Annotated in this window: 10 protein-coding genes and 1 pseudogene; 6 read left to right on the top strand and 5 right to left on the bottom strand. The window is 69.3% G+C overall.

Features of this window, described 5'->3' with window-relative positions; all coding sequences use genetic code 11:
* Positions 1 to 122: 122 nt before the first annotated feature.
* Together ABD191_RS03690 and ABD191_RS03685 are read right to left on the bottom strand one after the other, a co-directional pair.
* A pseudogene (locus ABD191_RS03690) lies at positions 123 to 308 on the bottom strand (DUF1257 domain-containing protein); the annotation flags it as partial.
* A 31-nt stretch (positions 309 to 339) separates the two neighbouring features.
* Positions 340 to 1,035, bottom strand: coding sequence for a DUF998 domain-containing protein (locus ABD191_RS03685; protein ID WP_344076761.1), 696 nt, complete (start codon positions 1,033 to 1,035; stop codon positions 340 to 342).
* 129 nt (positions 1,036 to 1,164) lie between these two features.
* On the opposite strand from ABD191_RS03685, the gene ABD191_RS03680 reads away from it, so the two are divergent.
* Positions 1,165 to 1,755 (top strand): TetR/AcrR family transcriptional regulator, encoded by a 591-nt coding sequence (locus ABD191_RS03680; protein WP_344076759.1) that lies wholly within the window; start codon positions 1,165 to 1,167, stop codon positions 1,753 to 1,755.
* Between the two features lie 13 nt (positions 1,756 to 1,768).
* On the opposite strand, the gene ABD191_RS03675 is transcribed toward ABD191_RS03680, so the two are convergent.
* Both ABD191_RS03675 and ABD191_RS03670 read right to left on the bottom strand, forming a co-directional pair.
* Positions 1,769 to 3,562: an ABC transporter ATP-binding protein gene (locus tag ABD191_RS03675; protein WP_344076757.1), complete on the bottom strand. Its 1,794-nt coding sequence runs from the start codon at positions 3,560 to 3,562 to the stop codon at positions 1,769 to 1,771.
* Positions 3,559 to 5,412: an ABC transporter ATP-binding protein gene (locus ABD191_RS03670; RefSeq protein ID WP_344076754.1), complete on the bottom strand. Its 1,854-nt coding sequence runs from the start codon at positions 5,410 to 5,412 to the stop codon at positions 3,559 to 3,561. Before ABD191_RS03670 ends, ABD191_RS03675 begins: the two co-directional genes overlap by 4 nt.
* 250 nt (positions 5,413 to 5,662) lie before the next feature.
* Here ABD191_RS03670 and ABD191_RS03665 point away from each other — a divergent pair, with 250 nt between their 5' ends.
* From ABD191_RS03665 to ABD191_RS03650, 4 genes are read left to right on the top strand one after another with little or no spacing between them, the layout of a single operon-like run.
* On the top strand, positions 5,663 to 6,151 hold the full coding sequence (locus ABD191_RS03665) for a hypothetical protein (protein ID WP_344076753.1): 489 nt from the start codon (positions 5,663 to 5,665) through the stop codon (positions 6,149 to 6,151).
* A 4-nt stretch (positions 6,152 to 6,155) separates the two neighbouring features.
* Positions 6,156 to 6,380: a hypothetical protein gene (locus tag ABD191_RS03660; RefSeq protein WP_344076751.1), complete on the top strand. Its 225-nt coding sequence runs from the start codon at positions 6,156 to 6,158 to the stop codon at positions 6,378 to 6,380.
* The gene (locus tag ABD191_RS03655; protein ID WP_344076749.1) at positions 6,380 to 7,312 is read left to right on the top strand and encodes an AAA family ATPase; all 933 of its coding nucleotides are present in this window, start codon (positions 6,380 to 6,382) and stop codon (positions 7,310 to 7,312) included. Before ABD191_RS03660 ends, ABD191_RS03655 begins: the two co-directional genes overlap by 1 nt.
* A 7-nt stretch (positions 7,313 to 7,319) precedes the next feature.
* Entirely contained in the window at positions 7,320 to 7,877 is a 558-nt protein-coding gene (locus ABD191_RS03650) for a hypothetical protein (RefSeq protein ID WP_344076747.1), read from the top strand.
* Between the two features lie 89 nt (positions 7,878 to 7,966).
* Here the strand turns inward: ABD191_RS03650 and ABD191_RS03645 are convergent, their stop codons facing one another.
* Positions 7,967 to 9,091 carry a helix-turn-helix transcriptional regulator gene (locus ABD191_RS03645; protein WP_344076745.1) on the bottom strand — a complete coding sequence of 375 codons (1,125 nt, stop codon included), beginning with the start codon at positions 9,089 to 9,091 and terminating at the stop codon, positions 7,967 to 7,969.
* A 168-nt stretch (positions 9,092 to 9,259) separates the two neighbouring features.
* Here ABD191_RS03645 and ABD191_RS03640 point away from each other — a divergent pair, with 168 nt between their 5' ends.
* A complete protein-coding gene (locus ABD191_RS03640; protein ID WP_344076743.1) occupies positions 9,260 to 10,600 on the top strand; it encodes an FAD-binding oxidoreductase in 1,341 nt (446 codons plus the stop codon).
* Positions 10,601 to 10,633 lie beyond the last annotated feature (33 nt).

The raw sequence follows: 10,633 nt of genomic DNA, 5'->3' as shown, positions 1-10,633 counted from the left end.
ACGACGAGAACTCATCGAGTCCGAGCAGCTCAACGGGTGAACCGTCACTGCCGTATTAGGGTCGCGCTGTCAGATCGACCTTCGCCGCCTCGGCATCTCTGCCTTGCCGCTCGGGCTGATGGTCACCTCGAGGATCTCCTCGGCCACGGTTCACCCCCCCGCCGCAGCACCACGCGGATCTCTCCCGACGCTTTTTCAACCTGCACCTGCACCTCAAAACCCTTGGCCGTCAGCGCGGAGACGGTGCCGACCAGAGCGTACTCGCGGATCAGCCGCCGCAGGAACGCGTCCTGTCGCACCACCCGGACGCCCCACCAGTCCGCTCTGGGTCGTGGCCGTCTACGCGTTGCTGGCCGTCAACCGCCGATTGCTCTTCCAGATGGACCTGCCGGCGCAGATGAAGCCGATCAGCAGGGGATAGACCGCGCAGCGTTCGACCAGGCCGATCAGAGTGGCTGACGAGCCGGCGATGGCCATGAAGCCGATCAGGGAGACAAGCCCGAAGGCGCCGAGGGCGACCATGGCCCGGCCGGTGGTGGCGGCGATCCCGGCCTGCCGGTGCGCGCGCCCGAGAATGATGATCAGTACGTTGCCGCTGATGATGCTCGCCAGGGCGCCCACCGAGTGGAAGTCGATGGCACCGCTGTCGGCCGTCTCGCCGGTTCCGTGGAAGAAGGCGAGCAGCACCCCGCCGGCGGCGATCAGGAAGGCGAGGGTGCGCACTGCCCAGCCGCGCGTCCCGTGCATGCCGGTGAGCATGGCGATGCCGCCGAACAGGATGATCCCGAACAGGAAGAATCCGGTGTTCATCACCCACGCCAGTGGCGAGTACATGAGCTGCCCGAAGCCCTGCGTGGGGCCGTGTACGCCGAGGTTGCTGATGTAGTCGTAGGTGTAGCTGTAGGGCGGACGCGTCCATGCGGCCGCGGCGATGAACTCCGCGACGAAGAAGACCAGTCCTCCGGCAATGAGCGCGATGCCGGCGGCGAAGCGTTGCCTTTGCTGAGGGTCCACCTGGGTGGGGGTCGCGTCCATGGTTCCTTCTCTCCCGGCGTCCTGCCGCATGTGTCGATTCCGCGATCAATCCCGGTGCTACACCAAAACTGTACTCACGCCAGTTATGAAGTCAATACGTGTACTGAACGGGTCCAGTACTCTGTCGGCATGAGCGAGGGGCAGCGAACCGGGCGACGGGAGCGCAAGAAGGCAGCGACCCGGGCAGCGATCGTGCAGGCCGCCCACGAACTGTTCCTCGAACGAGGGTTCGACGCGGTGAGCGTCCGCGAGATCGCCGACCGGGCCGACGTGTCACCGACGACCGTCTTCACGCACTTCCCGACCAAGGAGGCCCTCGCGTTCGGTGACGAGGACGTGCGACACGACCGGCTCGTCGCGGCGGTAACCGACCGGCCCCCGGGCACGTCGATCTCCGCCGCGCTCAAGGCGCACTACCTTGCGGAGATCACCGCGCTCGGGTCCAACCCTGAGCAGCCGATCCTCGCCCTGATGGAACAGACCCCCGCCCTGGTTGAGTACGCCGAACGCATGTGGTTCCGCCACGAGGACGCCCTGATCGCGGCGATCACCAAGGAGTTCGGGCATCCCGAGCCCAGCGACGAGATCCGCTTCTACGTCCGCTTCGCCCTCCAGATACAGCTCAGCGCAACCCGGACCGCCGACCCGGAGTCCGCGATTGACGCGGGGTTCCGGCTCCTCGACGAAGGATGGCTGCGCTACCAGGGCCAGCTCCACTAGCCGGCGCCACCGCTTATGCGCGCGCGTACGCGGTGGCCTGGATGTTGTAGAGCTCCGCGTAGCGACCGTCGAGGGCGAGCAGCTCCTCGTGGGTGCCCGTCTCAGCGAGCCGGCCGTTGGCCAACACCAGGATCAGGTCGGCTCCGGCGACCGTGGAGAACCGGTGGGACACGACGACCACGATGGCGCCGGCCCGGTCGGCCAGCCCTCGCGCCCGCGCCATGTACCCGGCGAACACCGCGTGCTCGCTGGGTGCGTCCAGCGACGCGGTGGGCTCGTCGAGCACGAACAGCAGCGGCCGCTCCCGCATGGACGCCCGGGCCAGGGCGGTCTTCTGCCACTGCCCCTCGGACAGGTCGACGCCGCCCTGCTCCCGACCCAGTTCCGTGTCGAGACCGTCCGGCAGCCTTCGCACCAGCTCCTCGGCGTCGGCGCTGCGGATCGCCGCCTCGATGCGCTGGGTGTCCGTCAGGTGCTCCAGGTCGCCCAGACCGATGGTCTCGGCGAACGCGGTGTGGAAGCGGCCGAAGTCCTGGAAGGCGGCGCTGACGTTGCGCCGCCACTGCTCGGTGTCGATAGCCGCCAGGTCGACCCCGTCGACGCGGATCGTGCCCTCGTCCGGGCGGTAGAACTTGAGCAGCAGTTTCACCAAGGTCGTCTTGCCTGAGCCGTACTCCCCGACGAGCGCGACGACCGTGCCTGCCGGCAGGTGGACGCTGACGTCGTCGAGCGCCGGCTCGTCGCGTCCCGGATAGGTGAAGCTCACGTGGTCGAACGTGATGCCGTCGCGCAGGCGATCGGGCGCGGCCCGGTCGCCCTTCGCCCGGCCCCGGTCGGCCGCGACGTACTCCTGCAGCCAGAGGTAGGGCTCAATGAGCCGGCCGGCGTCCGCCACCGTCGCCGTACGCGACACCGTCGTCTCCACGGACTCCCGCATGGTGACCGCGACCATGATGGCCAGCACCACGTCACCGACGCTGCCTGCGCCACCCGCCGCGTCGGCGGCCACCAGGCCCATGCCCCCCGCGAAGCCGAGCGTGAACAGCGACCAGCCCGCGAACCGCCAGGCGCCGGACCGCACCCGGGCGCGCAACCACACCTCGGCCATCTCCTGCCAGATCTGCTCCTGGCGGCGGGCCAGCGCCGGGCCGACGCCCGCCGTGCGGATCTCCTTGTTGGTGCGCGCTTCCGTGGCCAGCTCGAACAGGTGCCGCTGCAGCCGCATCCGCTCGGCCGTGTCCAGCTCCGCCTGGACGATCGCCTTGCGGCCGCGCCGCTCGAACCACAGCGGGGCCGCCGCGAACGCCAGCAGGAGCAGCAGCCAGGGGTTGACGACGCCGAGTAGCACCAGCATGACGACGAGCCGCAGCGCGGCGAAGATGGTGTCGACCGCGTTCCACATGCCGTACGTCAGGCCCCACGCCGCGCCCCGGACCACGGTGACGCGGTCGAGGAAGTCGGTACGCTCGAGGTGATCCAGCCCTTCCAGCCCGGCGATGTCGCGGTCGATCTGGGCCCGGACGTGCTTCAAGCCGACCCGCTCGACCAACAGGAAGAGCACGTTGTGCTCGGCCCCGAGAGCGTACGCGTTCAGCCCGAGTGTCAGCGCCGTGACGGCGCTGGCCCGTACGGCGCCGGCCGGGTCGCCCTCGGCCACCGCGTTGACCACGGCCCGCATGGCGAGCGCGGTCGCCGCCGTGACGCCCACCATCAGCAACCGCAACACCAGCAGCGCCGCGGTCTGGCCCGGAAAGAGTTGCCAGGTTAGGCGCAGCAGCTTCAGCCAGAGCGCGACGTACCGCTTCACAGCAGCTCACCCTCCTCGATCCGGTCGTCGAAGCCGCGCTGAAACCGGTCGGCCTGGATCTGGAACATCTCGGCGTACGACCCGCCCAGGGTCATGAGCTCGTCGTGCGTCCCGGACTCCGCTATGCGGCCGTGCTCCAGCAGCACGATCCGGTCGGCCCGACGCACCGTGGAGAGCCGGTGGGAGATCAGCACCACGCTGGCGTCGCCCTTGTGCGCGGCGAGGCGCTCGAACACGTCGAACTCCGTCCGCACGTCCAGGTGCGCGGTGGGCTCATCCAGCACGAGCAGGCGGGCGCCGGTGCGCACCGCGTACAGCGCCCGGGCCAGGACGACCTGTTGCCACTGGCCGCCGGACAGGTCAACCCCGCCGGTACGCGACCGGGCCAGCGGTGTGCGCCAACCGTCCGGGAGACGGGCGATCAGCTCATCGAGCCCGGCGTCGCTGGCGGCCGCGTCCAGGGCCGCTGGATCCCTGTCGGGCCGGCCCAGCACCACGTTGTCCTCCGCCGACAAGTGGTAGCGGACGAAGTCCTGGAACACCACCGCGATCCGTTGGCGCCAGGCTGGAATGCCAAGGCGCGTCAGGTCCACGCCGTCCGCGGTGATCCGGCCGGAGGACGGAGTGTAGAGGCCGGCCAGCAGCTTGATCAGAGTCGACTTGCCGGCGCCGTTGAGGCCCACGATGGCCAGCAGCTCGCCGGGGCGGATCTCGAGGTCGACGTGTTGCAGCACGACCCGGCCGGTCCGTGGGTACGTGAAGGACACCGCTTCGAACCTCACCAGTGGCGCGGAGGGCGGGATAGACGGTGCGGCGCGGGCGGGCTCGCTCGCCTGCGGCTCTGCGCCGCCCAACTCGACCCGCAGTTGCTGCGTTGCCCGCAGGCAAGCAACCCCGCCGATGATGCTGGGGTCGCTGAACGGATCCAAGATCATGTGCAGCGACGCGCCCGCGCTCAACACCGCCGTGACGACGGCGACGGAGGTGAACCCGCTCGCCGCCGAGTCGGCGACCATGGCGAAGGCGATCCCCACTGGCACGGCCACCAGCAGCGCCTGCCGCCAGCGCATGGCCATGTTGCGCCGGTGGACCGCCCACACCGGCTCGAACATCGCCCCGATGTGGTGCTGCATGCGGGCGACGACCCAGTCGCCCAGACCGAACACGCGGGCCTCCTTGCCCTCGCCCGGCGAGACGATCGCCTGCTTCCACTTGCCCGCGTGCACGCCCTCACCACTGCCCCTGAGCCACGTCCGGTATCCGGCGCGTTCGCCTGCGGTGTCCAGCATCCGTGCCACCAGCAGCGGCACGGCGAGCATCACCACCAGCCACCACGAGTAGCTGGCCAGCACCGCGAACGAGCCCATCAACCCGACGAGGGAGCCAAGCAGGCCGAGCTGGGCCAACGCCCCCTCGGCGGGGGTGCGTTGCGTCCAGTTGTCCGGGTCGGCCTTCGCCTCCCTGATGAGCTGCTGGACCAGCGGGCTCTCCAGGGCATCCAAGGCGGAGCCCCCGGTAGTGAGCACGATGATGTGCCGTCGATGCGCGCCGTCGATGCGTGCCTTCGCCAGGCCGCTCAGGGGACTACGGACCGCTTCCATCAGTTGACCTGCGATCAGCACGCCGGCGAAGAGCCCGAGCGGCAGGACAGAGGCGGACAGCACGGCGTCGGCAGTGGCCGCCTCGACCCGTCCGACGAGGAAGGCCACTGCGAGCGCGGTGGCGGCCGGCACCAGACTGCCCAGCACCGCCAGGGCGCTGATTGTCACGATCAGCGCCGGCCCGGCCCGTCGCAGGGCCCGCAGCAACAGGATCCGGTCAGCAACCGCCCGCCGGACGTACGCGATCATCCGCCAATTCCCCCCCGCCGCGGCACCCGCCTCACCAAAGACAACCGACCGTGCACGCTCACATCGAAGGCTTTCGGTGTCAAGCAGTTAATTCGGAACGTCCTTTCGAAAAGGCGCGCACCGCAGGCCCGCTCAATGGACGCCGCAGTCGGCGCGGTGTTCACCAACCCCTGTCCGTCAGAGACGGGCGACAGCAACAGACGGTCGCCCAGAGAGCGAGACGAGGGAAATGGCCATATCGGGTACTCAGGTGCGCACGTCGGTGCACGTGGCGGCCAGGAGCTACGTGTACATCGCCAACGAGATCAACCGCATCTTCCTCGAGTCGATTCAGAGCGCCGGGCTCGATCCCACCGCGTACGTGGAGATCCAGCAGACGATCGAGAACGGCCTGCGTACGTGGATCACCATGCAGTACCTGGAAGCCGCGCACCTGGAGATTGTCGAGCGGGGTACCCAGGTCGTGCGTAGTCGGATCGATCTCGGGCTCAGCTACGTCCAAAACCCCAGCGATGACCGCTACTCGACCGACATCGACCGGGTCCGCGGGGCGCTGGCGGGCACGCCGAAGATGTTCGGGTGCGAGTACCGCGTTGTGGTGACGCTCAAGGACGGTGCTCCTGACGTCAGCGGCTGGGGTCCCACCTCGCTCGGCAGCGTCGATCACCTCCAGCGCCAGGACGTCGGCGAGGTAGTCAACACCGGCGGCGGTCGGCTCCAGATGTACCGGTTCCTGTGAGGGGATGAACGACATGCAGGTCAACTACCAGGTCAGCGGTAACCCGCACACATACGACCCGGGGGCCACCGAGGACCTCGGTGAGATCACCCGGAAGATCGAGGAACACCTCCGACGGAGCCACCCCGAGCTCGCCGGCCGCGACCACCTGACCGAAAAGATTGCCGACGGCCTGCTGAACGCGTTGGCGGGCGATAACACCAGCATCGATCTCGGGGACCTGAGCTGATGGCCGAGGGACAGGCGCTTTACAGCCTGCACCGGTTCGCGGGGAAGCCTGATGACCGTTCACAGTTCGCCGCCGACTGGAACGCGATCGTGACGGCAGGTGGGCTGAAAGACATCCTCCTACGGTTCGTCGACACACTGCACAGGCTTAGCCCCGTGCCCCCGCAGGCGCTGGGCCTGCGGCGGGCAATCCTGCTATTCGGTCCGCCAGGCTGCGGAAAGACCAGTCTCGCGCGTGGCCTGCCGTACGCCTGGCAACGGGCCGATCCGCGACGCGAAGCCGGCTTCATGCACGTCAATACACACGCACTGTTCAGCGGGATGCGCGGTGGGGGACAGAAGCTCATTCTGCAGCTCTTCCAGGAGATCCGCGAGCAGGCATCCACCGGCATGCCCTTGTTCGTTCTGGTTGACGAGGTGGAGACGCTCGGCGCTAACCGGGGCAGCATCAGTTTGGAGACCAACCCACAAGATGCGATGTATCAGGTGACCGCGTTCCTCGAGTCGCTCGATATGAACGTCAGGGTCAGTCCTAACGTGATGTTCGTCTTCACTACGAACATTCCGAAGGCGATCGACCGGGCGGTGCGCGAGCGCGTGGACTTCTCGGTCGAGGTGCCTCCGCCCGGCCCCGCCGAGCGGGAAGAGATTATGCAGTCCGCGCTGACCGGGCTCCGCGTGGCGTACGACGTGGGGCCGGTCACGGCCGCTGCGGAAAAGCAGGTCCGCGACTGGCGGTGGCTGGTCCAGTCTTCGGAGGGTATGTCCGGTCGCGCCATCCGCCACGTGTTCGTGCTGGCCGCGACGCTGGCCGTCGGCTCAAAGTCACTCACGATCGAACATGTCGCTGACGCCCTGGCGCGGGTCACAGCGACGGAAGCCGGCCTGGAGCGTGCCGGCGGCATGTACCTGGAAAGCTTCCAAGGAAGGTGACCCGACAGTGAAGGCAGAACGTTCCATCACCGCCGCCCGACACTCGGCCGGCCGAACCATCGGCGAGTTGTCCAAGTTCGCCGCGGCCGTGCTGACCGCCCGCCGCTATCCGCACGCGGACCGGGTGGCTGACCAGCTGAGGTCGCTGACCCCGCTCTTCAATCTGCTGCTGGCCAAGCGCGCGGTCGGCTCGCCCGCGCTGGTCGTGCGGACCGACGGCATGGAGATCGGTCTGCACGTTGACTACGACATGAACGCCGAGGAGAACCTGTCCGTTCCGCCGATGGACCTTCTCGATGAGCTGTCGGGCGATGCGAAGGTCGAGGTCGCGGTGCTGGCCACCGAGGAGGTCGCACCAGCTCTGATCGAGCTGGTGAGCAAGGCCGACGGCAATCCGGCAACGGTCACGCTGACGGTCGTGACGGCAGGGCAGCCGGAGCCCGCCAAGCTTGATCCCGACGTCCCGTCGGCGGCAGAGTCGGCTGAGGCCCAGGGCAACGAGCCGTCGCCGGAGGACGCAGTTGCGCAGCCGGAGACGCCGGACGAGGACGACAGCGGCCGGTGAGCCAGCGGTCGGGGAGGCGACGCCGCCTCCCCGACCTCGGGTACCGAAGGTCGGTGGACCAGCGGGACAGATCGCCATCGCTGGTCCGTCTACCCGGCGGTCGACAGCCTTCCGGTCGCCGTGACAGGTACCCCGTTGCCGCTGTTGCGCGGCTGGTAGTGGTCGAAGAAGACGCGGGCGATGAGCGCGCGTCGGCTTCGTACGCCCGCCTTGTCGAAGATGTTCTTGAGGTGGTCCTGGACCGTGTGGGGCGACAGGTGCAGCGATGAGGCGATCTCGGCCGTGCCCGCCCCCTGCAGGACGTGAGTGACCACGTCGCGCTCGCGGCCGGTGAGCCCGAACGCGGCGATCACCAGTGGTACGACGTCGGGGGGTCCGGCCTCCTCGATGGTGACGACGACCTGGCCGATCTGTCCGTCGCGGGCGGCGAGCGGTGAGGCGTGCACGATGAGCCACCGGCCCGACCGGGTGCGGTGGCGGGTCCGGGGGAGTACGGAGGAGCGGCCGGAGCCGTACGCGCGGGCGGCGCTGACGACGGCGGAGACGGTGGTCGGCAGTTCGCCCCAGAGGTCGCCACCGAGTTCGGCCACGCGTTCCGCGGCCGCGACGCTGGCCTGCGACACCTGGTTGTCGCCGTCGACGATGACGACCGCCGGGCCGCTGGTCGTGTTGACCGTGTCGGCCGCGCTGGCGACCAGCGCCGAGCGCAATCCCAGGGCGATCAGGGGTGCGAGGCGGCCGAGGACGTCGGTTTCGGCCATGCTGAAGCCCGGCGACTGCGGCGCGCGGTAGAGCGTTCCCATGCCCCAGGTGGTGTTGTCGTAGCGGCAGACGGTACGTAGCTCATGCCCGTACGAGTAATGGGGGTTGATGATCTCGCGATAGCGGCGGCTGCGCTGCGGATCGCCGCCGGTGTCGTGGCTCAGTAGCCCGACGGGTGTGTCCCGGCGGGCGATGTCGGTGAACTTGTTGACGTCGTCGGTTTCGTACTCGTACTGCACGAACTGGAAGTCGCGGTCGTCGGGCAGGCCGACCTTCTGGTGGTGGGTCAGCAGTTCGGTGTCGGGGTCCGCGGTGCCGAAGCAGGCGCCGTCGTACGGTATGACCGCGCCGACCAACGGGATCGCCGACGACAGGTACTCCCGTACGTCGAGGCCGGCCGCGGCCAGGCCAGCCAACCGTGCCCGAACCTGTTCAACGCGCAATGTGCCCACGGGGGAATTGTGGGCCGCGGGCCGGTGGCCGTCACCCCCAATAACCTGGGGGTCCGGTTGACCAGGTTCCAGGGGTGGGCACGCGGCCCGGGCGGCGGCACGCTGGGCGACATGATGACAACGCAGGTATTTTCCCGGCTGGACAGCCTTTTGAGCTCTCGTTGTACCGTGATCCAGCCCGGTGAGCCCGGCTGGGATGCCGCCCGGATGGCGTGGAATGTCGCGGTCGACCAGCAGCCGGTCGCCGTCGTGACTGTGCGCGAGGTCACCGACGTGGCGACGGTCGTCCGGCTGGCCGGCGAGGCGGGGATCCCGGTTGCGGCGCAGCCCGGTGGCCACGGCGCGACCCGCGCCCTCGACGGCGCGGTGCTGGTGCGCACCTCGGCGCTGACCGAGATCACCATCGACCGGGTGGCCCGCACGGCCCGGGTGGGTGCGGGGGTGAAGTGGGGGACCCTGCTGCCTCACCTCGACGGCACCGGGCTTATCGCGTTGGCCGGGTCGAGCCCGGACGTCAGCGTCGTCGGCTACCTGCTCGGCGGCGGGATGTCCTGGTTCAGCCGCAAGTACGGTCCGGCGTCGCGGTCGGTGCGGGCGGTGGAGCTGGTCACCGCCGCGGGCGAGCCGACCAGGGTCACCGAGCACAGCGATCCCGACCTGTTCTGGGCGCTGCGCGGGGGCGGCGGCGACTTCGGCATCGTCACCGCGATCGAGTTCGACCTGTACGAGGAGCCCGCGCTCACCGGCGGCAAGCTGATGTTCCCGGCCGAGCAGGCGGCGGCCGTTCTCACGGCTGTCGCCCGGGTGCAGGCCGGCGCCCCACGCGAGTTGACGCTGTGGGCCGCGGTCACGCACTTCCCGCCGTTGCCCGAGGTGCCGCAGTCGCTGCGCGGCAACTCGTTCGCGGTGGTGGACGTGACCTTCCTCGGGCCGGTGCCGGCGTTGGCGGACCTGCTGGCCCCGATTCGGGCGGCCGGGACGGCCGTCGTCGACACGGTGGATGTCGTGCCCATCGGGCGGCTGGGCGAGGTGGCCGCGGAGCCCGTCGACCCGATGCCGGCGATGGACCTCGGCGTCCTGCTGCACCGCTTCGACGAGGACGTGATCGGTCGCCTGCTGTCCGTGGCGGGCGGGCGTACGCCGCTGACGACGGTCAGCGTGCGCCACCTGGCCGGGGCCATGGCCGAACCGGGCCGTGACGGCGTCGCCGGGCACTACGAGGAGACGCACCTGCTGTTCGCGATGGGCGTGCCGGCGAACCACGAGCTGGCCGCCGCGATCGATGTCGCGTTCGCCGAGCTGCGCCGGGCCCTGGGCGACGTGGCGTCCGCCCGGGTGCCGTTCAACTTCCTCGGCCTGCAGGACATCGAGGAGGCCTACGACGACAAGGAGCTGGCGCGGCTGCGCGACATCAAGCGGGACCGCGACCCGCGTGGGGTCATCCGCAGCAACCACCCGGTCGACGCGGGCACGTCTGCCCCTGGGCCGGACGGTAGGGAACTGTCATGAGTACCGGCGACGAGGGAGGTACGGACAGGTTCC

The sequence above is a fragment of the Luedemannella helvata genome (genome assembly GCF_039528415.1).
GTDB lineage: Bacteria > Actinomycetota > Actinomycetes > Mycobacteriales > Micromonosporaceae > Luedemannella > Luedemannella helvata.
This window is presented reverse-complemented; position numbering and strand designations above follow the sequence as displayed.